Annotated in this window: 19 protein-coding genes; all 19 read right to left on the bottom strand. The window is 53.5% G+C overall.

The window, feature by feature from the left end:
- Positions 1 to 3 precede the first annotated feature (3 nt).
- The 19 genes from VMT71_08445 to nuoE all read right to left on the bottom strand — a co-directional run bounded on the left by VMT71_08445 (position 4) and on the right by nuoE (position 24,611).
- Entirely contained in the window at positions 4 to 474 is a 471-nt protein-coding gene (locus tag VMT71_08445; protein ID HVN23988.1) for a hypothetical protein, read from the bottom strand.
- On the bottom strand, positions 435 to 2,819 hold the full coding sequence (locus tag VMT71_08440; protein HVN23987.1) for a cation-translocating P-type ATPase: 2,385 nt from the start codon (positions 2,817 to 2,819) through the stop codon (positions 435 to 437). Before VMT71_08440 ends, VMT71_08445 begins: the two co-directional genes overlap by 40 nt.
- A gap of 160 nt (positions 2,820 to 2,979) precedes the next feature.
- Positions 2,980 to 3,669 (bottom strand): sulfite exporter TauE/SafE family protein, encoded by a 690-nt coding sequence (locus tag VMT71_08435; protein ID HVN23986.1) that lies wholly within the window; start codon positions 3,667 to 3,669, stop codon positions 2,980 to 2,982.
- Positions 3,669 to 4,163 carry a cytochrome c gene (locus VMT71_08430; GenBank protein ID HVN23985.1) on the bottom strand — a complete coding sequence of 165 codons (495 nt, stop codon included), beginning with the start codon at positions 4,161 to 4,163 and terminating at the stop codon, positions 3,669 to 3,671. Before VMT71_08430 ends, VMT71_08435 begins: the two co-directional genes overlap by 1 nt.
- A gap of 21 nt (positions 4,164 to 4,184) precedes the next feature.
- Complete coding sequence (locus VMT71_08425; GenBank protein HVN23984.1) at positions 4,185 to 4,580, bottom strand: hypothetical protein; 396 nt, start codon at positions 4,578 to 4,580, stop codon at positions 4,185 to 4,187.
- 16 nt (positions 4,581 to 4,596) lie between these two features.
- The gene (locus VMT71_08420; protein ID HVN23983.1) at positions 4,597 to 4,863 is read right to left on the bottom strand and encodes a hypothetical protein; all 267 of its coding nucleotides are present in this window, start codon (positions 4,861 to 4,863) and stop codon (positions 4,597 to 4,599) included.
- A gap of 10 nt (positions 4,864 to 4,873) precedes the next feature.
- On the bottom strand, positions 4,874 to 5,128 hold the full coding sequence (locus VMT71_08415; GenBank protein HVN23982.1) for a hypothetical protein: 255 nt from the start codon (positions 5,126 to 5,128) through the stop codon (positions 4,874 to 4,876).
- A complete protein-coding gene (locus VMT71_08410; protein HVN23981.1) occupies positions 5,125 to 6,072 on the bottom strand; it encodes a cbb3-type cytochrome c oxidase subunit II in 948 nt (315 codons plus the stop codon). Before VMT71_08410 ends, VMT71_08415 begins: the two co-directional genes overlap by 4 nt.
- Positions 6,069 to 7,670, bottom strand: coding sequence for a cbb3-type cytochrome c oxidase subunit I (locus tag VMT71_08405; GenBank protein HVN23980.1), 1,602 nt, complete (start codon positions 7,668 to 7,670; stop codon positions 6,069 to 6,071). The genes VMT71_08410 and VMT71_08405 overlap by 4 nt, the downstream gene beginning before the upstream one ends.
- 73 nt (positions 7,671 to 7,743) lie before the next feature.
- Positions 7,744 to 8,283: a cytochrome c3 family protein gene (locus tag VMT71_08400; protein ID HVN23979.1), complete on the bottom strand. Its 540-nt coding sequence runs from the start codon at positions 8,281 to 8,283 to the stop codon at positions 7,744 to 7,746.
- 21 nt (positions 8,284 to 8,304) lie between these two features.
- Positions 8,305 to 9,525: a hypothetical protein gene (locus tag VMT71_08395; protein ID HVN23978.1), complete on the bottom strand. Its 1,221-nt coding sequence runs from the start codon at positions 9,523 to 9,525 to the stop codon at positions 8,305 to 8,307.
- Positions 9,512 to 10,087 carry a quinol:electron acceptor oxidoreductase subunit ActD gene (locus tag VMT71_08390; protein HVN23977.1) on the bottom strand — a complete coding sequence of 192 codons (576 nt, stop codon included), beginning with the start codon at positions 10,085 to 10,087 and terminating at the stop codon, positions 9,512 to 9,514. Before VMT71_08390 ends, VMT71_08395 begins: the two co-directional genes overlap by 14 nt.
- Before the next feature lie 17 nt (positions 10,088 to 10,104).
- Positions 10,105 to 11,448: an NrfD/PsrC family molybdoenzyme membrane anchor subunit gene (gene nrfD / locus VMT71_08385; GenBank protein HVN23976.1), complete on the bottom strand. Its 1,344-nt coding sequence runs from the start codon at positions 11,446 to 11,448 to the stop codon at positions 10,105 to 10,107.
- Between the two features lie 164 nt (positions 11,449 to 11,612).
- On the bottom strand, positions 11,613 to 14,546 hold the full coding sequence (locus VMT71_08380; protein HVN23975.1) for a molybdopterin-dependent oxidoreductase: 2,934 nt from the start codon (positions 14,544 to 14,546) through the stop codon (positions 11,613 to 11,615).
- Between the two features lie 164 nt (positions 14,547 to 14,710).
- Positions 14,711 to 16,075, bottom strand: a complete 1,365-nt coding sequence (locus tag VMT71_08375) for a sigma-54 dependent transcriptional regulator (GenBank protein ID HVN23974.1) — start codon at positions 16,073 to 16,075, stop codon at positions 14,711 to 14,713.
- Positions 16,076 to 16,082: 7 nt separating this feature from the next.
- Complete coding sequence (locus VMT71_08370) at positions 16,083 to 18,122, bottom strand: ATP-binding protein (GenBank protein HVN23973.1); 2,040 nt, start codon at positions 18,120 to 18,122, stop codon at positions 16,083 to 16,085.
- A gap of 85 nt (positions 18,123 to 18,207) precedes the next feature.
- Positions 18,208 to 21,984, bottom strand: coding sequence for a molybdopterin-dependent oxidoreductase (locus VMT71_08365; protein HVN23972.1), 3,777 nt, complete (start codon positions 21,982 to 21,984; stop codon positions 18,208 to 18,210).
- A 77-nt stretch (positions 21,985 to 22,061) separates the two neighbouring features.
- The gene (nuoF, locus tag VMT71_08360) at positions 22,062 to 23,828 is read right to left on the bottom strand and encodes an NADH-quinone oxidoreductase subunit NuoF (protein ID HVN23971.1); all 1,767 of its coding nucleotides are present in this window, start codon (positions 23,826 to 23,828) and stop codon (positions 22,062 to 22,064) included.
- Positions 23,829 to 24,104: 276 nt separating this feature from the next.
- Complete coding sequence (gene nuoE, locus VMT71_08355) at positions 24,105 to 24,611, bottom strand: NADH-quinone oxidoreductase subunit NuoE (protein HVN23970.1); 507 nt, start codon at positions 24,609 to 24,611, stop codon at positions 24,105 to 24,107.
- Positions 24,612 to 24,765: the final 154 nt, after the last annotated feature.

The following is a 24,765-nucleotide window of genomic DNA, read 5'->3' as shown; positions in this document are numbered from 1 at the left end:
CGCTCAGCGAAAAAAACAAAAGAACTGGTAAAAATAAATGACGGTAAAGCCGAAGAGAATATGGCCCGTGAGGCCCGCGATGAAGCCCCAAACGCCCATAATGTTGCTCATGTAGATTCCTGGAGCGGGAACAGCACCTGCGCGGATACCCGCGTGCACCGCAGGGGCTGCGCCTATCACAATCCCCGCGATCAGCCAGTGCACGATCCCAGCGATCAAACTATACAGGTAAAAATCGGATGGTCTTAAGCCCATATTCCAGACGGCTACGTAGATCAGCGCCAATACGCATCCGATGGCGAAATGGAGAAACCATCCCAGCGCTGCATTGGGTTCAGACGAGAACAGGGTGCTCAGGTAGCGAACGGTGTTCATAACATTGAGCGTTGAAAGTCTGGCAAAAACAGCGAAGATGCCGGCGGCTATGAGCCCCGCTATGATTGCCCCGTGAATGCTCGTGAATGTTTCAGCCATAACTTCCCCTCGTGCATTTTACGGCCTCGCTCCAGCTTTGCACTCTTGAGTGTAAATACTCTCAGTGCGTTCGCCGTTACCGTGAGGCTGCTTGCAAACATGGCGCACAGCGCAATAAGCGGGTTGAGCATACCGGCTGCCGCAACCGGCAATGCGCAGGCATTGTAGGCAAAAGCAAAGAACATGTTTTGCAGCAGTGCTCGCCATGCCCGTCTTGACAGATCGAAGAAGGAGATCAATGCAGCGGGATTGGTCGTGAGCAGAGTGACGTCGGATGCCTCCCGCGAAATATCGCTTGTGGAAGCAATGGAGAAGCCCACATCCGCCTGAGCGATTGCCGGTGCATCGTTGATACCGTCGCCAACCATGCCGATTCTGTGCCCCGCGCCCTGTAGCGCAACTATGAGGGACGCCTTTTCTGCCGGAAGCATTTCGCCTGCGCAGTGATCTGCTCCCAGCTGGTCCGAGAGCGCTTGCGTGGTGCCTGCGCCATCGCCTGAGACGATCCAGACAGCAATGCCCCTGGATTTCAGCCAGGCGATCGTTTCTCGAGCGTGAGATTTTACGCTGTCACCGAAAAGGAGAAGCCCTTGTGCTTGTGCGCGCCAACCGTACCAGACAGCAGTGAACCCTTCTTTCTCGGCCGCATCCGCGCGAAGCCGTAGTTCATCCGGCACATGTAAAGATTTCTCCTGCATCAATCGTTGATTGCCAATGCATATCTTCAGACCTTCTACGGCACCTGCCACGCCCATGCCTTCGAAACTTTCGAAATCATGTGCTTCCAGAAGAGGCACTTTTTTTTCGGCAGCCGCTCGCACTAGTTCCCGGGCAATGAGATGCGGTGAGAGGCGCTCAAGTGCTGCAAGCAGAGCGAGTGTTTCAGGTTCGGAGGCCGCGTTCACTGTTACGATTTGCTGGAGCTTGAATGTACCTTCCGTCAGAGTCCCGGTCTTATCAAAGAGTAGCATGTCGAGCTTGCGCACGCGTTCGATGGCATCAGGCTCACGAACGATGATGCCTTGGCGCCGGGCTGCACCAACGACAGCCACTTTTACGAGCGGCATGGCTATGCCTAACGAGCACGGACAAGCCACGAGCATAATGGTAAGCACACGCATGAGTACCTCTTGCGAAGAGAAGCCTTCAACCCAGAGTACTATTGCCGTACCTGTGGCGAGTGCGAAAACGGACGGAACAAAAAAGCGGGACAGCGCATCCGCGAGGAGTTCCTGGCGCATCCGGGATGTTATTGCGTGCTCGACGAGTGAAAGAATCTGACCGACAAAGCTATCCACTGCCGATCTTTTTTTCTGCAATATCAATGTGCCCGATCGAAGTGTGCTTCCCGAAAGAAGCTCGTCTCCGGAAGCTTTCATGACCGGCCGGGGCTCGCCGGTGATGATGGCCTGATCGACCATCGCTTTCCCTTCGATGATAACCGCGTCCACTGGTAATGTCTCGCCCACTGTCAGTTCAAACCATGAATCAAGCGTTAACGCATCGGGTGTTACCCATTGTTTATTACTGCCTGCGAGTCTGACCTTCTGCTGACCCAGCTCGTGAAGTGCGCGCAGATTCCTAAGTACTTTTTCGCGCAACCATGTTTCGATGTAACGGCCGAAGAGAACGAACGTAACCAGCATTGCGGCAGTATCGAAATAGAGATGGATGTTGTTCTGCAAGAGACGCACCATGCTGTAGAAAAATGCCGAAAGTGCCGCTACTGAAACGAGCGTGTCCATGGAAGGCGATCGGTTGACGAGGGCATACCAGCCTTTCTTGAGGATGGGGTAACCTGCCCAGAACACCACCGGTATGGTGAGAAGCAGGAGTGGCAACGAAAGATAACGCACATCACTGGTGCTGAAAGTGGTGAAGAAGCCTCCGTCGAGCACCATAGAGATCATCATGACCTCTGTAGTCACGATAGCCGAGAGAGAAAGCCGGATAATTGATTCCTTCTTATGCTTTCTCTCTTCTTCCTGATCGATTATGCGCCTGTACCCCAGCTTCTCGCTTATTCGTGCAATCTCTTCAAGCGTTATGACATGGGGAAGATATTTCCCCTGAATTACGTCGCTCGCAAAACTGACCGAAACTGCAGCAATTCCCGGAGAGCGCTTGAGCACTTCTTCCAGGACCCATGCGCACGAAGGGCACCACATGCCTTCGACCTTCATGGTGAAGGGTATCGGCGGGATGTCCTCATTCGATGGGGTATTTTGGTTGCGCCGCGCGTGCGGGTCAGGGATGATGCCCGCATTTACACAAGCCCGAAACAGATCGGTAGAGCGGAAGTCCTCCGGTAAAACGCCCGTCGCAGAAGAAAGCAGTATAAACACATGCCGGCAACCAGGACAGCAAAACGACAGAGATTGCCCATGCCCATTATGCCCATTTTCGACTATGCTCCCATGTCCCAGCGTGCGGCCACAGAGAGCGCATGCTGGTTCGCGGTCCGCATCCGCACGTTCCGCATTCACTTGAGCGATTACTTGAGTGCTAGCTGATAAAATGTTTCGCCCCTTTCCAAAGCAGGATAGCGCCCATGGCCACTATTGAAAGACCGGCCAGATGTTCACCGAAAAGTCTGGTGCGCACAGAGAGCATCGATGCTGATACACCTATAAGCAGAAGGGCCGGAACCGTTCCCAATCCAAAGAGTACCATAATGAAAAAGCCTTTCAGCATATCGCCGGTGGATGCAGCTTTGATAAGCATGGCCCACGGCAGCATGCAGGGCATGAAGCCGGCTCCCATCCCGAGGAGCCATTTTGAGGCGGGCCGTGCGGACGATATAAGGCGATGCACTAAAGCGCCGGTACCGCGGCTGGAAGGAGCCGGGGCAGACAGGCGAAGCGGAACAAGACGCATAACGGCAAGACCCAAAAGCAGCATGAGAGCTCCAGCGGTCACACTGACGATATTTCTGAAGCTGCCAAAGAAAGGAACAAGCCCGGCGCCGTAAACCATGCCCGCTGCGAGAGCGCCGAGGAATCCATAGCTCAGCAGTCTTCCGCAATGGAAAGCGAGATGGTGCGTGATGCCACTTTTCCATTCGTTTGATTCGCGAGCCGATGCTGAGAAATTGACTGAATAGGCCAGCACCAGCGGCCCGCACATCCCCAGGCAATGGAAACTGCCGAGAAAACCGACGATCAGGGGTCCCAGTACATTGATTGTATCGACCATTATTGTTTGGATGCTCCTCTCTTAAAAGCACGCATGTAGTTCACGACTGACCACGTATCTGTTTCCGAAATGGTGTCGAAGAGTGAGGGATGCCGATTGTAACCTATCCTGATCTTGTAGTACAGTTCCCCATCTGATTGTTCCAGGACGTCGCTCGACGTGAGATCGGCGGGCAATGGAGAGAAGCTCTGCCCGACGGTCCCAAAGCCGTTCAGTTCCACGCCGTGACACTGAATACAGAAATAGCTGTATGCCAATCTTCCGCGTTCGATCGTTTGTTGCGTCGCCGGTACCTGATTCTTCAGAGTTGAAGGATCTGCCGTATGCGCGAGGACCTCGTAGCCACCCGCCACCGGTATGGTGTTCTTAGGCATATCCGGCATCTTGTCTTCCCATGTTCGGACCGATTCCTGATCGCTCATGCGGGCATAGTCGCAGGAGACGAAGGTAACGAGCGTTGTCGTTAAAAGAATTACTATCAGCAATCGAACCATATATACACCTGATTTGTTAACTCACGTTCCAGGCCCGTATTCACCGCGCATGACTCCTTCCCCGGGGCCTTCATGCTCTGCTCCCTCAAACAGCTTTCCTGCTGTAGGAGGTGGTCCAATAAGATCGACGACAGCCTCCGAAGGCCTCTGGTTCACATGCTGCGGCTCGGGTTTCGCCGCTGTATCCCGAAATGGATGCGTGGAGTATTCTGATCCGCCGGGTATGTCCTGAACGCCGCCGAAGTCCCAGCCCGGAGGACCTTTATCCCCTATGGCGAAAAAAGCAAAAACGCCGTAAAGAGCAAAAGCCACTGACATACCGCAGATGATCAACCAGCCCCGAACAATAAGCTGTTTGAATTCGCGTTCGTCGCCTGTGGCCGTGCCGTGTTCTTTCTGCTCTTCTTTCTTCTCCATAAGAAACTCCACGTTCTTATATAGGCCCGCCTTTTATTCCGATGTAGATAACATAGATGATTGCCCACACCACAAAACCAATATAGAGAAAGAGAATAAAGGGCGTCGTCGGAAAGTTTTTGCCGATTATTCCATCGGGATAAACTTCCTCGGCCTTCTCGCCAGCGCGCCTGCTGGCGTAGCCGTAGCTCCGAAAAGCGAGGTACACAAGTATCGCAAGCACGATGCCGAGGAATACGGATAGCAGCCAATCCTGATAATCATGGAGAAAGAAAAAGCGCATGGCTTTACTCCTATCTATTCATCAGCGCCACAAGGAACGTTACCACGAAGGCGCACAGGGCACCGGCAAACAGTGCTGTCAGGGCATATCGCTCCCCGGCACTTTTTCGTTCGCTCTTTGTTGGCCGTGCCTCGCCTACGAGAGGCAGATAGCGCGCCCGCGCCTGCTCTGAGAACTGTCCTGACTGCAAAGCCCACAGAAATAAAAGGACGCTCGCAACGAGGCCGACCAACATGAGCAGTAGCCACGAGAAGTAATAGATCATGGCTTGACTCCCTGTTGCACTTCGTATGCTGCGGGTATGCCGGGCGATTTCCCTGCATCCGATTCGCCGATGAACGTCACCGCAACGTAATTGCCCACATCCCAAATCTTTTCGGATTCGAGATCCTTCTTGAAATACATCATCCCGGTGCCTGTTATTCCGTTCATGATCTGATAATAGAGGATCCCGCCGGTAACCCCTCTGCTGTTCAGAATAGTAAAATTGAGTGGTGGCGGATACAGGTATCTCGCGGCCGGTCCCATGCCGTCACCTATGGGGCCGTGGCATCCAATGCAGAAGCTCTCGTAAATTCGCTTCCCGCGGGTAAGAGATGCCTGCGATGTCGGATAGGGATTGGCGAGCTTTCGCCAGCCTTCAGGAACCTGCGCGTGAAGCCAGTCGACGTTCTTATCAGGGCCTGATTCGTATGCTGCCACGGCCAGCTTTTTCCAGTATCGTTGGCGTGTGATGCGCAGATCCGCAAGCTCCGACCCGAGTGACTGCTTGTATGCTATCAATGCTTTAATCTTCTCCATGCCGAGAAATTCAAATGAAGGCATCAGTGATTCAGGCCGCGTAAAACGAGGATTAATGAAATGTGCGAGGTGCCAATCATCAGGCCGCTCGCCGCCTTCCTGCGACAGATCGGGTCCTGTACGCTCTGTACCGAGGAGGTGCGGCTGGTCCTGTATGTAGTCACCGGCGCGTGCAATCCGCTGCGCACCATGATCCCAATCAATGGAACGCACGAATTGCGTGTGGCAAAACGTGCACCCGTTGCTGATGTAAATGAGACGGCCCTGCTCCTCAAGCGGAGTTCTCGCGCGGAAGATCTGCGAGGGCTGATCTACAGCAGTGATCCATGGGAGAATGACGCCGATACCGAGGACGGCCGCAAAGACAACCAGCCCGCCGATGACGAGGAGACCCAGGTTCATTCTCATAGTGGCGGCTCCTCGTCTTCTTTTTGCGTTGTGCGATAGAGGCTCATCCAAATGTTGTACAGACCGACAAAGGCTCCGATGAGGATCAACATCGCGAAGAGCAGACGGAATATAAAGTAGGGATGAAGCTCGGGCAACACTCGGTACACGGTCTCGCCGTTAAGCCACGCATTGCCCTGGATGAGGCCTGCCATGGTGAGAACGAAGAAGAAACCGGCGAGGCCTACCAGAAGGAACCAGTACTGGATGTCTGCGAGCTTCCTGCTGTACAAGGGGCGTCCGGTGACGCGAGGTATCAGGAAGTAGATGCCCCCGACTCCGATAAATCCTGCAAAGCCGAGCACTGCGATGTGAGAGTGGCCGATTACCCAGTTTGTGAGATGGGTAATGCGCTGTACAATAGGAAGAGCCTGAAACGGACCCTGCAGGCAGACAATCAGATACCAGACAAGACCGGCAAAAACCCATTTAGCGCCTATGTCTGCGTGGATAGCCTCAAACCTGCCCCTGCATGTCAGATACAGGTTTGAAAGCGCAACGAGCACCGGTATGAGCATGCCGATGGAGCCTGTCACCGCAACAACTTTGAGCCATGTAGGGATAGGGGTCTGCAGCAGGTGATGGCCCCCGATGTGCGGATAGAAGATCAGGAGCGACCAGAATCCAACCAGCGAGAGTGTGTGGCTGAACAAAGGGCCCCGGGTTGCGATCGGTATCACGTAATAGGCTAGCCCCACGGCAAGCGGTGTCAGGAAAAGGCCCACCACGCCATGGCCGTAAAACCAGGCTAGAATCCCATCGGGTACGCCCCCCTTGATTGCACCGGTACTCGGATTCCAGACTGCATTGCCGAAGAAATAGATCCAGAAGATGAAAATGAGAGATGCGAGCGCGTACCAGATGGAAACATAGAGTATCTTTTCGTTGCGCGCCCTGACTGTCATCAACATGTTGAAAAACGTGAGCGCAAATACGATAAGCACGCCGATGTCGATCGGCCAGATGTATTCTGCATATTCCCTGCTTTGACTGTAGCCGGCAAGCAGCGTAATGCTTCCTGCAACAACAGCCGCATTCCATAACCAGAGGCACAGCCTCGCAAGGGCCTTGCTGCGGAGAGGCGTTCTCGTGAGGTGCGGGATATAGTAGTACATGGCTCCCAAAAGTGCCGAGCCGACAAAGCCGAATATCATGCCATTCGTATGGACAGGCCGCACGCGACTGAATACGAGCCACGAAATGTTCTTGTAGAGGAAGAGCTCGGGAGCGATCATCCACGAGGCCAGTATAAACCCGCCGCTCGCGAAGATGACGAACCAGATCGCGGATGACAAAAAGAACCCCTTCACCACCTCGTGGCAATCCGCCTCCAAGCGTATACTTTCGTTGCCCTCACAGGATGCTGCGCCGTCGCTGCGTCGTTCTCCTCCTGCCACCCGTGGTTGGGCTGTTTGTGCCCGCTGGAAAGAGTCCGGACCACGGGTGCCCGGCGAAAGCAGATCGCTGCCGACTGGGGCACCCGGCCGAAGGCTGGGGCGGCCACTTGGATCCGAATTGCCACCGAGAGCTTCGTCTGCTGTTACGTCAATCCTGTCCATGCCTTAATCTACTCGCTTTCCCTGAGAGCTGTCTGTCTGCTCACTGCTTACTGCTCACTTCGATTCCCCAGTATCATCTGTGGCATGCCAGCCAGCAATCCAGGCGCGCCAGAAGCGGCCCCTCTTTCAACCGAGCCGGATCAGTCATCTTCCTGTGGCATGTTATGCAAAAGCCCATCTGGAACTCGACCGGTTGAAGCCGGTCCTGCGTCTCCACGTGTCCGTGACAGTTGCTGCAATCAAGCTTCTGCCAGAGTACATGCGGCTGATGCCTGAAAAAAACAAAATCTGGCGTGTAAAAAATTCGTTTCCACGGAACAGGGGTGTTTGTCCTCAGGTGCTGCTTTTCAACCCGGATTTGCGGATGATCAGGAATGATGTATTCATGGCAATAGAAACACTTCTGGACCGATGGAAGCCCCGCGTCTTGCGAACGCTCGACATTGGGATGGCAGAACCTGCAGTTGATCTGCTTCACCCCCGCATGTATGCGATGGCTGAAGTAAATTGGCTGAACGGGCCCGATCATTTGTTTGGGATAAATATAGCCGAAGAAAAGCATGAACGCGAACGCAAGCCCTCCAGCCGCTATCCAGACACGCCCGCTCTTCACTTTTCGACACCTGCCATATCGTTAAGGCTCCAGTTCTGTTTCCCCTTCTTCCTTGAATCTGGCAAAGAGAGGATCTGAGACGGGAAAAAGAGGCACCATCCTCAGGTACAGGGCCAGACACAGCGCTACCAGGCCCGCAAAGCCTATCGTAACCAGCACTTCCACAAAGCCCAGCGGCACCGAGGCAGTTTTCCACGTCGAGGGAACAACCAGGATAAAGCGCTCCAACCACATACCGATCAGAATGATGATGCTCAGCACGGCCATTGGTACGGGGTGCACCTTTATTCTGCGAGAGAGCAGCGTAAAAAAAGGAAGCAAAAAGATCGCCCCAAGAATGATCCACGCCAGTGTGTTGTAGGGTCCCAGCTTAACGCGCATGATGACGAACTTCACCTCGTCAGGCAAGTTTCCGTACCAGATCGTTAGAAATTGCGCATAGAAAAGGTAGCCGGTGAAAAGGCAGAAGCCGAGCATCATTTTGCCCATGTCGTGGAGCTGCCGTTCACGGATGAATCGCCCGATTCCGAATCGCGCGAGCGAGAGATAGAGCAAAAGAGCAATAGCCGCAAGCGCGATATAAAAGCTTGCAGTAAAGAAGTAGGCGCCGAAGAGCGTGCTGTACCAGTCAGGATCGAGCGACATGATGAGATCAAAACCGATGAGGCTCAGGCCATAGCAGTACACGATAGCGTATATCGGCGAAAGGATTATTTGCGCGCGCCAGCTGCCCTGCCATTTTGCGCCATCTGATGGATCTTTCAACCACTGCCGGTCAGAACGTACAGAGTAGTACATGAGCGCGAGTGCGAGCAAGATCATGGCAAGCAAAGCAAAGCCGTCCCTCGAAAAAACAAAGGGGGTGCTGAGCCACACAAGTCTTTTCGGGTGCGGGTTTAAAACCCAGTAAAAAATGCGGGAGCGACCGGCGTACACTACCCAGAAGAGCACAAAAGCAACAGGGAGAAAAGCGCCGAGAGACTCCGCGAGTCGTTTGAATGGCCGGGCCCACATCGCTTTTGAGAGGTTCAGAACAGCGACAAACAAAACCGAGCCGAGCGAGAGGCTGACCCAGAACAGGTAATTCACCAGGTATACCTGCCATGCCCTCTGTGCTGCATTGCCAGAGAGAGCGACGACAAAGGTGATCACGCCCACAACAACAGCAAGGGCAGAAATCGCGAGCCACACGGCTGGTATTTTCGCGAATTCAAGCTGCTGGTCGGGATTACGAGCCTGCACGCGAGTTCTCCGCTACAAGTACTGCTTTGCGTGGATCCGATGCGCTCACGTCACGGATTTCGTCAGCCTGTCCATCAGCGAGTATCCGATAAATCTCCTGCCGCTCTCCATCCGAGTAAGGCACCATAATGCCGAATTTGTGTCCCGAGAATATCTCATCGTAGCCGGCCGGCAGGTGTGGCGCAGGGAGTCTTCCCAGGAAGACCCACGCGACAAAACTGAAGAGGACGGAAAATAAGATGGTTCCTTCAAAACAGACAATTACCCAGGGTACCGGTGGAATGATCGGCTTGCCCCACGTGATCAGATGAAAACTGAGGTGGGCATACACAGCGAGCGAGATAAGACCAACACCGCCGGTAAGGCCGCCCAGCAACGTGAAGAATGCGACGTTGCTCCAACCTTTGCCAAGGGCGTCCTGCATCTCGCGGGAACGGGTTGGAGAGAAAACCCCATCGATACGGATCTTTTTCCGGCGCAACGTCTTGATGACGCCCACAACATCGTCCACGTAGCTGTAAATCGCCAGTAATCTGCGCTGGTCAGGTGATTCGCCTCTCACTCCATACTCCTCGGCTGTCATAGCGTTGGTTCCTTTTTTCCGCGCATGGGTTTGAGCGCCTCTTTCACCTCGGCGATGGAGATCGATGGCAGAAATTTCGCAAAGAGTGCAAACAACAGAAAGAAAAGACAGAAGGAGCCGAATGTGATACAGCTCTCCAGCCAGCCGGGCCAATAAAAGCCCCATTGGTAAGGCAGAAAGTCCTGAGACATTGAGCCGATGATAATGATGAAGCGCTCCAGGTACATGCCTATCAGTACCGCGACGCCCACAGTCATGAGCCAGAAGGGGCTGTAGCGGCAGCGCCTGATGAAGAAGACGAGCGGCACGATTGCGTTCAGGATCGTCATAATCCAGTACTCGGGAGAGTACCAGCCGACCATGCGGAACATAAACTGCTGGCGCTCAAAGATGTTGCCCGAGTACTCAGCCATGAAGTGCTCAGTTAAATACGTGTAGCTGATGACCAGAGCGAAAAGCAGATCGGTCTGTGCCAACAGGTCGAGCGTACGGTCAGTGATAATATTTTTCACGCGAAAGATTTTTCGAAGCGGCACGAGCAGCACCAGTACCATCGCGATACCCTGGTGGATAGCGCCTGCCACAAAGTAGGGCGGGAAAATGGTGCTGTGATATCCGGGGATAATAGCAAGCGCAAAATCCCAGGAGACAACGCTGTGGACGGAAATGACCAGCGGCGTGGCCAGACCTGCCATGAGCAGGATGGACGTACTGTAGTGATGCCACTGACGGTCGGTACCTGACCACCCCAGGGAAAAATAGCCGTAGATTTTTCGTTTTAAGCCGCGCACGCGGTCACGTATAGCGGCGATGTCCGGCACAAGTCCCGAATACCAGAAGACGAGACTGACGGTGAAATAGGTGGAGACCGCGAGGAGATCAAAAATCAGAGGTGATTGAAAATCAGGCCAGATCGTGCGGTGGTTCGGATAGGGCAGGATCCAGTAGAAAATCCAAACGCGGCCCAGATGAACAAAGGGAAACATGGCGGCAATGAAGACCGAGAAGATCGTCATGGCTTCAGTAGCGCGCGAAATCGGGGTGCGGAAACGGGCGCGGAAGAGGTAGAGGATCGCTGAGATAAATGTCCCGGAGTGGCCGATTGCGATCCAGTACACAAAGTTGACGATGTAAAGGATCCACATGACAGATGGACGGTAACCGGCCGAGCCCATCCCTGTCGCAATCTGGTAGCCCCACGGGATAGGCCAGAGCATAACACCGATTAATAGGAACCCGATGATCACCCAGAAGCTGCGAGGAGGCGGACCGAGAGTCCGCAGGATCTCGTCATTCACCTGGTCAAATCGCACATTCGTATCCGGATCAACGCCAGCCATGAATCACCTAAATACGGGGTCCAGGGACCAGTGAAAGCCGATGGACGTCCGTTCGCTCATGAGCGAACTTGGACGACCGTCCGCGGCAGCGGACTGGGACGACCGCGCTTTGCGCTCGGACGTGAAAAAAAGGGTGGCGGTACGCTGTACCTTAAACATTTTCTTTAAACCTGGTGGATAATTTTCTTTAAATAAAAGACTGCCGGTTTCGTGTTGAGGCCGCCCAGCAGTTGGTAAGTACGTGCCTGCCTGATCAACTGTGATACGCGGCTATTCGGATCTTTCAGGTTGCCGAATACGAGAACGTCAGCAGGGCACGTCTGCGCGCAGGCCGGCTGAAATTCAAGATCGCGAATGAGACGGTGCTCGCTGATGGCTTTTGTTCGCGCGTCAGAGATCCGCTGGATACAGAAGGAACACTTTTCCATCACACCTTTTTCCCGCACTGTCACATCCGGATTAAGCTGCCAGTTGAGAGGCTTATCATGATGAAAGGTAAACCAGTTGAACCTTCTCACCTTCCACGGGCAGTTCTGGTTACAGAACCGTGTTCCGAGGCAGCGGTTATACACCTGATTGTTGATTCCCTCCTCGCTGTGGTTGGGAGCGAACACAGGGCAGACCGATTCGCAGGGCGCCTCATCGCAGTGCTGACAGAGCACCGGAAGGAAGCGCACCAAGGGCTGATCCTGCTCAAAGTAGCGCTCGATGTGGATCCATGACATCTCACGCCCTTTGAGAAAATTCTTCTTGCCGACAATCCCCACATTGTTCTCAGCATAGCAGGCGACGACACATGCCTGGCACCCGATGCAGCGGTCCAGATCTACTGCCATACCCCAGCGGTAGTCGCCATGATGATGCTTCGGATAAAAATCAACATCTTCACGCCACCCTTCAGGAAGGGGCATCACAATATCAGGCTTCTCGCCTGTGGAATTTCTGAATTCATTCAATGAAATGTCACGTGCGAGACGCCTTTGGTGCTGATAGCCGCTGCCGTCAGCGCGGGCGAGGCCGATGAATCCGCCTTTCTTCTTCAGGCTAACCGGAGCTATGGACCAGACCAGGCCGCCGGCAGCATCAGTTTGAGAGGAGATCAACCGCAAAGGGTTGCCGATCTTATCGTCGGCAACATATCGGCCGAACGAATCGCTGTGCCCGCGGCCGAAAGGCATGGCGACAGCGTAATCGACAAGCCCGGGATAGATATATACAGGACCGTCAAGCGTGCCATTGCTCGATTGCACCGTGAGCATATCGCCTTGCTTCACGCCGAGCAACTCGGCTGTACGCGGACTGGCTTCGAGCCACCCTTCCCAGGGTACCATTGTCATAGGGTCGGGCATTTCTTCCAAAAACGGCCGGTTGGCCATTCTGCCATCGAAGAACTGGGTTGTCGGATACGTGATGAAAGCGCACGTTTTCAAAGAGCCTTCGGCAGGCATTTCAGGGAGTGCAGAGAATCGGAATTCGGCTGCGCCGCGGCCGGCTGCTGCAGCTTGAGCACCGGAGGACTCATCCTTACTGGTTGTCCATACTCCTCCTCGCTGCACGTACTCTTCCCACAAGGTGTCAGTATCGGCAGCTGCCTGTCCCTTCCCGCCTTTGCTCCAGAACTTCCGGACCAGATCATACGCGTCTTTTTCCGGAAATGCTTCATTACCCGAAAACTGTTTGCCTGTTGACAGGAGAATGTCCTCAAGGGACCTGGTCGCAAACATCGGGCCCATCACCGGCTGCAGCACGCCATTCACGCTGGAACGCGGACTGTAATTACCCCAGCTTTCGAGGAAGGTGTGGGTCGGCATGATGATATGTGCAAAAGAACTTGTCTCATCCGGATAGGAGGAAAAAGAGACGATGAGCGGGACGCGTTGAAGCGCCTTCTCAAAGCCCCACGATGCAGGCAGATGGAAGATCGGGTTCGCGCTATCGATGGCGAGAACGTCTATTTCGCCGCTTGCCATCCTGTCGGTAAGCTCCTTCATTTGCGCTGCATAGAGCACGTCACTGAGCGAGACGGGATCTCCCCAATCAATAGTGGTTCGTGACGGTGAGTTCGACTGCAGCATATTGGCAGCCACTGCTGTCTGGAACGCGTTCGGGTCCTGGAAAGTTGCACCTTCCGAAAGAATGAGCGGATTCTTTGCTTTGCTCAGCTCATTCGCTATGAATCTGAGCCGCTCGGGACTCACTCCTGTGTGCGTCTGAAGAAGATCAGGCGTTATCTCCTGACCTGGCCCAGTCCGTGCATGTTTTGCGGCCATGCCGAGCAGTGCTCGCGCCACGAGAGATTCCGTGCCTGCTGGCACGCCAAGCCAGTGGTCGGCGTTCGCCGCTGTCATTGAAAGACGAGGACCTACGTACACGAAGATATTTTTGACGCCGCCGGGCTTTGGTTCATGGAACTGGGCGAATTGACGGGTGAACTGCACATTTGAGATCCAGTATTCGAGAAAATTGGCGCCGAAGGAGAGGAGGAAATCGGCCTGATCAATACGATAGGTCGGGATGAGAGGTTTAGCGAATACAACCTGATTTGCTTTACGCAGCACTTCGTAGGCGATGGGCTCATACATCAGGTGCTCGCCGCCAAGTGCCGAAGACCATCGCCCGATCAGTTCTTTTCGGCTTCCTGTCACAAGGCCGGTAAGAAAAACAATCCGACCTTTCTTATTTGCCTGTTTCAACTGGATGAGTTTTTGCACGAGAATCTGCTCCGCATCTTTCCACGAAGCACGCGTCAGTTTGTTGCGCGAGTTTCTGGTGAAGGGTTGAGGATAGCGATCCGGATTATATATGCCCTGGACAGAGGCCTGCCCGCGCGGACATACTTTGCCCGTGTTCACCGGATGAGCGGGGTTGCCTTCTACTTTGATGATGTGGCCATCACGATTCTTCGCCAGTAAGCCGCAGCCCGCAGGACATTCGCGGCACGTGGTCGCGTACCACGTGGCCTCTCCCGGAACAATGTCTTCAGGTGCAGTCACGTAGGGGATCAGCCTTGTCGTCATGTCAGTGCAGCCGACGACGAGCGCGCTTGTTCCTGCGACGCAAGCTGCTTTAAGAAACTGACGGCGTGAGAGTTTGGACATGTCGCAGACTGCCTCTGCAGAAATGTAATCACTCTCGAAATCTATGTCATCGGGCAATGAGGGAAAGTGCAACACTGCGCGGGCCCGCAATTGTGTATGCGCGCAGGCCAAGGATGCCACCTAGTGTACGGGCTCTGCTGCGTGCGGTCGAGAAGATTTTGAGGTTAATCGAGTTTGTACTTCTTTGCCTTCGCGATGAGGTTGACTCTTGATATGCCAAGAATCTGCGACGCTTTTGTTTTGTTGCCGCTTGTATAGCTCAAAATTTTCTTGATGTGATTTTTCTCCACATCCTCCAATGTCTTGAGCGGCATTTCCATGGGACCTGCGTCGGAAAGCACCGACGAATCCTCGAGGAAGTAGTGGGGGAGCGATTTCTTTCTGATCTCATTCGTCGATTCAACAATAACCGCGCTGTTGATGATGTTCATCAGTTCCCGGACGTTTCCGGGATAATCGTAATTGGCAAGAAGCCGCATGGCAGGGTCGGTGATCTTATCTATTTTCTTATCGTTCAACAGGCAGAACTTCTTCAGAAAATGCATGCACAAAAGAGGAATGTCACCTTTTCTTTCCCTCAGCGGCGGCAGATAGACCGAATTCATGTTGAGGCGGTAAAAAAGGTCTTTTCTGAAATTCCCCTTTTTTATCTCTTCGTGCAGATTCTTGTTGGTGGCGGCGATAATTCTGACATCCACCTTCAGATTCTTTGTGGAGCCGAGGCGGAAAAATTCGCCTTCCTGCAAGACCCTGAGCAACTTCACCTGTATGGGGAGACCCAGTTCTCCGATCTCGTCCAGAAAGAGCGTTCCCCTGTCGGCCTCTTCCAGAAATCCTCTCTTGTTTGAATTTGCGCCGGTAAATGCGCCCTGGCTGTGGCCGAAAAACTCAGAAGCAAAGAGTTCGTTTGCAAACGTACCGGCATTCACCGCCACGAAGCCGTTCTTGCTTCTCTTGCTGATTTTATGGACAGCTCTTGCTATCAGCTCTTTGCCGGTGCCGCTTTCACCCCAGATCAGAATGCTGCTGTCCGTCTGGGCCATCTTTTCAACGATGGAGAAAATCTTGTTCAGTTTCTCATCCTGCGTCACGATGTCCTTGAAGGCATCCTTAAATTTGAGATCGGCGGAAACCGTGACTTCCTGGTCGATGATCTTGTGGCTTTTTCTTTTCTCCAGCACGCTGTTGATGAGCGAGAGCAGCCGGTCGTTATCAACCGGCTTTACAAGGTACTCGTGGGCCCCGAGCTTCATGGCCGAGACCGCGAGCTCGATATCTTCGACACCTGTCAACACGATTGTTTCAACGTCGATATTATTTTCCTGGACATTCTTGAGGATATCGATCCCGGTGACATCGGGCATGTCCATATCCAGAAGCAGGAGATCATAGCGGTTGGACTTGAGCAGGTCGTAAGCCCTGGTGCTGTTTGCGAGTGTTGTGACATCGAAAGAGCCTGTCTGCAGCAGGAAAATATTCAGGTAGTTGAGAACGGCCTGATCGTCGTCGATAACGAGAATCTTGTTCACGCTCGCCTCAGATGTTTCTGGGGATGTAGATGCTGAAGGTTGTTCCCATGCCTGCTTTGCTTTCCACCTCTATGCGGCCCTGATGCTCCTTGATGATTCCATACGCAATCGATAAACCGAGCCCTGTTCCGCCTTGGTGACGCTTTGTGGTGAAGAAGGGGTCAAAAATCTGTCTCAAGATGCGGTCATCCATTCCCTTGCCGTCGTCCTTTACTTTGAGCACCACTTCTTTGTCCGTAGACTGGGACATGACGTGAATCGTGCCGCGTTGCTTGTCGATGGCCTGGGAGGCGTTGATCAGTATGTTGACAATGACCTGCTGTAACTTTTGAGAGTTCCCCGTGATCGAAGGCAGGCCCGGGTCCAGGCTGACTTTCACATCGGCTGTTCTCCGAATCTGGTTGTCGGCAAGCCGCAGGCACGCTTCGGTGATGGTATTGATATTAACTGTTTCATTGAGGAGGCCCTCATCTTTTTTTGCGAATTTCCGCAGACCGTCCACAATACCCTTGATACGATTGGCGCCCTGCACCATATCTTCAATGAGAACAGGCACGCTTTGTCGGAAAATGTCATAATCCAGGCGAGCTATCCTGGCGTCCGGGTTCGATTTATGGTACTGGTCCAGGATAGGAAAAATGTCGTTCATCGCTTCCTGAATGATGTAGAGGTTGCCGCGGATGAAGGTGTTGGGGTTGTTGATCTCGTGGCCGATGCCTGAAACGAGCTGCCCCAGGGATGCGAGTTTGTCGGCCTGCAGAAGCTGCCGCTCAAGGTTCTTCTCTTTTGTGATCACACGGGAAATCTCAAGCGCTGCCTCAACATTGCCTTTTGCGTCGAGAATCGGGTATGCCTGTAACAGATAGTGTCCGTCGTCTATCTCTTTTTCCTGCCGGACAGAGGTTTTCTGTTCAAAAACCCGTGCCACAAGGCAATCGTCGCATGGCTGTTCCCTGTTAAAGACTTTCTTGTAGCATTTTCCCTTGTTCCCGATGTTTTTCTGGTTCGACATCAGGATATTCAGGTCGTGATCGATAACCGTCACCGCGTCCGTGATGGCATTGAAGAGAATCTGGACTCTGCTCTTGCTCTCCCTCAGTTTTTCAGTAAGCGTCATCAGCTCATGGTTCTTTCTGATCAGGAGGTCCTTCTGATTTTCGAGGTCAAGGGTCCGTGTCCGTACCATATTCTCCAGATTTTCGTTCTGCTCAATGAGCTTTTGTTCCAGCTCCTTACGCAGTCTAAGGTCTTTATAGACAGATTCCACGCAGCGCTCGCCGTCGATGTCGATAAAAATGTAAGAGCCTGCGACAGGAATGGGCGCCCCGTTACGATCGAGCAGCGCGAGTTCGAAGTTGTCGACTCTGCCCTGTTCCATGAGCTTCTTGTAAATGGTTTTCCTGGCCTCCATGTCTTCGTACAGCTTATCCTTGACGAAATTGAGATGGACAGAGCCGTCTTCGGGGTAATCAAACAACTGGTAGAAGGCTCTGTTGGCCTTTATGATATCCCCGTTGAATCTTGAAAAGAGCATAGGGACAGGAGCGTCCTCAAAAAGATCCTTATATCGCTTCTTGGACTTCTCCAACTCACTCGTCTTTTCCTCGACCAACTCCTCGAGTCTGCGCACATATTTTTGGAGTTCGGAGTGCAGTTCTTCTCTCTCAATCCATTTCGAAATCTTCCTGCTTACCTCATTGATCAGTTTTTTTTCCTCGGGAAGAAAATCGGCGTTTTTTGTGTAGCAGACTTCGACTCTCCCTCTATCCTTTCCCTCAACGAGGATGTCGGATGAGAAAACGTTAACGCTATCCTGGCACGTGGATGGGCCGTCTGCTGAGTACTCGATACCATCCAGCCAGATCGATGCTTTGGCGATTTCGGGATACTGGAGGCCCTTTAGGAGGTACCCAATAGAATTGGTGAGTCTGTCTTTGAGATCGGCGTTAGATTCGAGCTCGGGGCTTATGCGGTAGAGACACTCGAGCTCCTGGACGCGTTTCTGCAGATCGTAGTTGATTTCTTCAAGGCTTCGGGTAGCCTTCACGACTCTGCCCTCTTTTCGCGCCCTCATCTGCATGCGGCTACACTATACCATTTTGTGAATAAAGCCACAAGCCTACTTCCCGGCTTTAGGCTTGGCTCGTCAGCCTGCCCTTGACGTTCGTCCGGAAGTAGTTTTCTGACGAGACATACTGTTTCTTTTCGACACTGCACGGGGAAAGATCTATCTTAAGAATGCTGAACTTTGCTTTCCCGTCTGGCGTCATGAATCCTTTTTCAAAAATAGGCTGCCCCCAGAATAATCCTGACTTCGTAGCCCCGTAGGCAGGAATTGCAGAGCGAATTTCAGAGGCTACGTCTTTTGCCGATTTGTATTTAAAGGGGGTGCCCAGCCTGTTCGCGAGCCCCGTGATTATCTGCCAGCTCTCCATCCCGCTACGTGGCGCAAATATCGCCTTGGTTTCCTGCACCCTTCGGTCGCACGCAGTGAAAGAGCCGCCGGTCTCAATAGGTAGCGACGCGGGAAGCACCACGTCTGCTTCCATGGCGGTCGGCGTCATGAAATAATCGAGTACGAGCATAAATTCAATGCCGCCAGTGAGCCTCACGTTGCGGGCCGCAGCCAGAGGATCTTCCCCGAATACGAGAAGAGCCTTGATCCTGTCTCCTTCCAGCTGTTCTTTGAGGTCAGTAGGTGTGAAGATATGAGTCAGATCAACGCCCCACAACGAGGATAGATCCTTTACGCCTTTTGTATTTTCAGGGCGGATATGGCCGGGAAGATAACGAGGGTCTGCTCCCATATCGAAGAGCCCCTGGGAATTGGCATACTCTCTCAAGAGTATGAGTCCGTTGCCCGGCTTGCCGATTCGCCCGGTGAGCAAGAGGAAGTTGCCTATTGCTCTGAGATCGTTACTCGACTTCTCCCATAGCGAATCAATATTGTACACGACAATAATCTTCTGATCGGGCTTTGCTATGAGGTCATACAATTTCGTAATTCTTTCTTTGCTCACACCTGTGAGCTCGGAAACACCGCTGGTGTTCAGATTTGTAATCGATTCCTTGAATGCGTCAAAGCCCTCGGTTCTCTTCTTGATGTAATCGGTGTCTGCCAGCCCCTTGCCGATGACAGTGTTTGACATGCCTTGCAGCAGGGCTGTTACCGTGCCGCGTTTTGCATCAATCCAGAGATCCGCGAATTTGTTGAGCTCCACCTCCGAAGAACTGACCGTGACCAGCTGCGCGCCGTTCCTCTGTGCTGCCTTGATCTTAAGCTCAGCCACGAGACTTTCCTCCGACAGCTCCGCATTCACTACCAGGATCAGGTCTGCGCCCGCCAGATCATCTGTCGTGGCCGTGGAGGTAGTGATGCCGAACATGTCATCCAGCGCATCCTGCTCGACTCCATTCAGCAGGTTGCTGAAGCTGCCGATGTTGTTGGTCTTGAGCCCGACCCGCGCCATTTTCTGCAGGAGATAGAGCTCTTCATTTGTCATGCGCGGCGATCCGAGGACCGCGACCGATCCTGAACCGTAGGCTTCAATGATCCCTTTGACCTTGGTTGCGGCATAGTCGAGGGCTTCGTTCCACGTCACCTCTTTGTATTCACCTCTCTTCTTGATTTTGGGTTTCAGAAGACGGGATTCGTCGAGCATGTACCTGTAGCCGAACCTCCCCTTCGGGCAGAGGTAGCCTTTGTTGTGCGACGCGCCGTTTGTGGGCGCGATGGAAAAGAGGTGATCGTGGAATACCTTGTATTTGAGGTTGCAGCCGAGTGAGCAAAAGGAGCAGACGGATTCGATCTCCTCGGATGTCCATGGCCCGGGCTTGGCGAAAGGTACTTTTTCCGTTATGGCACCTGTGGGGCAGGCGCCGATACAATTCCCGCACGAAATGCAGTTAGTCTGGAGAAGCTTTTTCTCCATGGATGGCTTCACCACGGACTTAAACCCTCTATAGACGAAGCCGAGGGCGGAGATCTTGAGTATCTCCGAGCACGTCCTCACGCATCGGCCGCAGGAGATGCACTTGTTGGGATCGAGCGCTATAAACGGGTGATCCCGGTCAATTTTGTATTTCCTGACATCTCCTACGAACTTGGTAAGATCGACGCCAAAGTCGGTTGCATACTTTCTCAACGCGCAGTCGAAGTAGGCGGAGCAGCCGCACTCAAGGCAGCGGGACGCCTCGTTGTACGCCTGTGCCTCAGCAAAACCGACCTCAACCTCCGCCAGATTCCTTATACGCTCGGCAACTGGCAGTTCGGGCATCTTTTCTTTGGTGATTTTCGGGTACTGCACAAAATCGCTTTCGGCCAGGTCTCCGAAGCTCTCCTTGCGGCTCACGAATCCTGCGCTCTCCGTTTTAGCTTTTCCTTCCCGCATGTAGCCGTCGATTGCCTCGGCAGCCATCCTGCCATGTGCTATAGCGTCAATGGCCACAGCCGGTCCTGTGATTGCGTCGCCGCCTGCAAAGACCCCGGGTATCGACGTCTCGAATGTAGCCTTGTTGGTTTGAATGGCTTTCGACCGCGTTGTCTTCAACTGACCGTCGGCGGCGATAGTTCCGAGTTCAATATCCTGGCCTATTGCCGATACGACAAAATCACACTCCAGAAGGTATTCGGAGCCTTGAATGGGAACCGGGCTTCTGCGACCGCTCGCATCAGGTTCACCCAGCTCCATGCGGATACACTGCAGCCCGCGCAAGCGGCCATCTTTTGTGACGATGGCTGTTGGCGCTGAGAGAAAGACCATCTCGATCCCTTCATCGATGGCAGCCTCGATTTCCATCTCATTGGCAGGCATCTCCTTCTGGGTTCTCCGGTAGAGGATGGTCACCTTTGCGGCACCGAGGCGAAGCGATGTGCGCGCAGCGTCAATAGCGGTGTTGCCTCCGCCGACCACGACTACACGGCCGAATACTTTCGGCTTGCCTTCGTCTGTCGCTGCCTGCATGCTGCGCAGAAAGTCGGCGCCCCCTATCACGCCGGGAACTTTTGTTTCGCCGTCAAGACCCATACCCTTGGCCTTCTGCGCACCTATAGCTACGAAGATGGCATCGAAGCCGTTTTTCTTGAGGGACTCGATTGTGACATCCTTGCCGAGGGTAGTGTTGGTTTTTACGTCCACACCAAGGTCCGTAATCCACTTGATTTCCCTATCGAGCATCTTCTTCGGGAGTCGGTACTCGGGGATGCCGTAACGGAGCATGCCGCCCAATGCCGGCGACTGTTCGAAGATTGTGGGCGCATGTCCTTTCAGAGCAAGAAAGTAGGCGCAAGTAAGTCCGGCCGGCCCGCCCCCGATAATCGCAACTTTTCTCCCGCTGGAAGGTTGTGTTACGGGTACCCATGGATCTTCGATGTCTAAGTCTGAAGCGTACCGCTTCAGGTAATCGATGCCCACCCGTTCATCTACTAAGTTACGCCGGCACGCGTTCTCGCATTCCCTGACGCAGACCCTTCCGCAGACAAGGGGTAGGGGGTTCTTCTCCTTGATCAGCTTGACAGCTTCCCTGTATTTTCCTGCCGCGATCAGTGCGATGTAGCCCTGGACGTCTACACCTGCCGGGCAAGTCTGGGTGCAGGGACCAAGGCAGTCGGCGTAGTGATTGGAGAGAAGCAGTTCCAGTGCGGTTTTTCTCGATTGCTTGATCCGGGCGTTGTCTGTGTGAATCACCATTCCGTCAGAAACAGGACTCGCACAGGATGGAACGAGCTTCTCGAGTCCCTGTACTTCCACCACGCAGAGGTAGCACGAACCGTAAGGGGGGAGCTTAGGGTCATAGCAGAGCGTGGGGATGTCGTCGATCTGGTGCTCCCTCACAACCTCGAGGATAGTCTGACCGGGATTGGCCGAATATTCTTTACCATTGATCGTAACTTTTAGTTTCGCAGCCATATCATCCTTCTCCGTATTGGATTCTTACTCGTGCCCTTCATGTGTGCTCAAGCTCTCGTCTTTACCTCAAGCCTGGTTTAATCCTTAATCACTGCATCAAACTTGCACGTTTCATAGCACTTCCCGCACCTGACGCAAAGCTCCGGATTTATTTCGTGTGCCTTCTTCTTCTCTCCCTTAATGGCTTCGGAGGGGCAAGCCTTGACACACATGGCGCATCCCTTACAGGCAGTAGGGCTTATCGTGTAACTGACCAGCGCCGCGCAGCTGTGGGCCGGGCACTTCTTTTCGCGTATATGCGCCTCATATTCCTCAGGGAAGTATTTCAAGGTGGTGAGAACCGGGTTTGGCGCTGTCTGTCCGAGACCACAGATGGTATTATTCTTGATCTGATATGCAAGGTCTCTGAGCAGCTCTATGTCTTTTTCGTTGCCTTTTCCGTCGGTGATCCTCTCGAGTACCTCGAGCATGCGCTTTGTGCCGATTCTGCAGAAGGTACATTTGCCGCAGGATTCGTCCTGTGTGAAACGGAGGAAGAACTTGGCCATGTCGACCATGCACGTGGTCTCATCCATGACGACGAGGCCGCCGGAGCCCATGATGGCGCCTGTCTTGTTGATCTGTTGGTAGTCTATCTGCAGGTCGTCCATGGAAGCAGGGATGCATCCTCCCGAAGGTCCGCCCATCTGCACCGCCTTAAACTTCTTGCCGTCCTTTATGCCGCCGCCGATATCATAGACGATCTCTTTAATGGTGATGCCCATAGGAACTTCGGCCAGCCCGCCCCGTGCGATCTTCCCTGCGAGAGCGAACACTTTAGTGCCCTTGCTGTTCTCGGTTCCCATGGAGGCAAAGGCTTCTGCTCCGTTCATGATGATCCAGGGAACGTTGGCGAACGTCTCCACATTGTTGATGTTCGTGGGTTTGCCCCAAAGGCCTTTGTTTGCGGGGAAGGGGGGCCTGAACCGCGGCATGCCCCGTTTGCCTTCGATTGACGCGATGAGCGCGGTTTCTTCGCCACAGACGAAAGCACCAGCGCCCTCTTTGATTTTCACGGAGAAATTGAAATCAGAGCCGAAGATCTTCTTTCCGAGGAATCCTCTGCTGAGTGCTTCCCTGATGGAATGCTTCAGCCGCTGCACAGCCTTCGGGTATTCGGCTCTGACGTAGAAATAGCCCTCGTCGGCGCCGATGGCATAGGCGCAGATCATCATGCCTTCCAGTACCGAGTGAGGGTCGCTCTCCAGGGTACTGCGGTCCATGAAAGCTCCGGGGTCGCCCTCGTCCGCATTGCAGATGATGTACTTCTTGTCACCCGGTGATTGGCGGCAGAACTTCCATTTTACGCCGCTTAAGAATCCGCCGCCGCCCCTGCCGCGCAGGCCGGAGTTGGTGATGATTTCTATCACTTGTTCAGGCGTGTATTCTTTCAATACTTTTTGGATGGCCTCGTAGCCCCCGACAGCTATATACTCATCCAGGGAATTTGGGTCGATGACCCCGCAGTTTCTGAGAACGATCCTCCGCTGTTTTTGGAAAAAAGTGTCGTCCCCGGAAGGCCCCGAGTTCTGCACGACCCACTCTTTCACGGGTGTATTGCCGAGCACGTGTTCCGTCATGATGCGTTGCGCCTTTTCCGGCGTGACATCGCCGTACAGGAACGAGTGGTTGGACTCGTCGATCACTTCCACCAGCGGTTCGCGAAAACACATCCCGTTGCATCCTGTCTCCTTGAGCACGACCTGGATATTCTGCTTCTCTATCTCCAGTTTTACCGCTTCAAACGTCTTTTCGGCGCCGGCGGATACACCACAGGTGCCTAGGCCTACCTTGATCGTCTTCATTCTCGCTCTCCTGCGCTCATCTCTGGGTTCTTCTTTTTCTGGTCGCCGTCCGTCCCAGGACACGGGCTTCGCGCCTTTCTTCGTTGCTGCGTCACCGTGAATCCTCGGCGTACATCAGTACAGCCTGCGGTTCCCGGCTCCTTGCGCCTTGAAATCCATCGAATCCCGGCCTGGCACGTCCGACCGACACTCGCTGCGCTCGTGGTAAAAAAACTTCAATTCTTTCAGAGTCGACATCTGAATGTCTTTCATATGGTTGAAACTCAAATCAAGCCGCTAGTCTTTCGAGTCCTCGCGGTATTCTTTGAGCAGCTGTGTGACTTTTTTCGGTGTCAGCTTTCCGTGTGTTTCTTCGTTGATCATGAGCACGGGTGACAACGAGCAGCAACCCAGGCAGGCAACTTTCTGCACGGTGAAGAGCCCGTCTTCCGTTGTCTCGTCACCTTCGAGCTTCAACTCGTCTTCGACCGTTCGCAGTATGGCAGTGGATGCGTTTACGTGACAGGCAGTGCCATCACAAATCTTGATAATATTCTTTCCCATCGGTTTGAGCCGGAATTGGGAATAGAAGGTGATGACTCCGTAGATGTCAGCAGACGGAATACCCACGACCTCGCTGATGTGGTCGATGGCTGATTCCGGTATGTAGCCGTACGTTTCCTGGGCCGACTGCAGAAGCGGTATGAGGGCGCCCATTTCGCCCTGGTACTTCCACAGCTCAACTTTGAAATTGGAAAATCCGTTGCCGCTCTGTTCCTGTTTAGTCTGCTCTTTCGTCGCCATCAAGTATCTCCCTTACAACACAGATTGAGGCTGAGGCGAGGGAGGGCACCTCTCGCGGTGTCCTCGCTCGGCCTAGCCTTCGTCTTACTTCGGAGCTTGTGATTTATCTCACTTTACCCTATTTCTATCTCAACCTCAACAGTAACTTAGTCAA

This window comes from Syntrophorhabdales bacterium (assembly GCA_035541455.1).
GTDB lineage: Bacteria > Desulfobacterota > Syntrophorhabdia > Syntrophorhabdales > WCHB1-27 > JADGQN01.
Note: the sequence above shows the minus strand (reverse complement) of the source record. Positions and strands in the feature narration are given on the sequence as shown.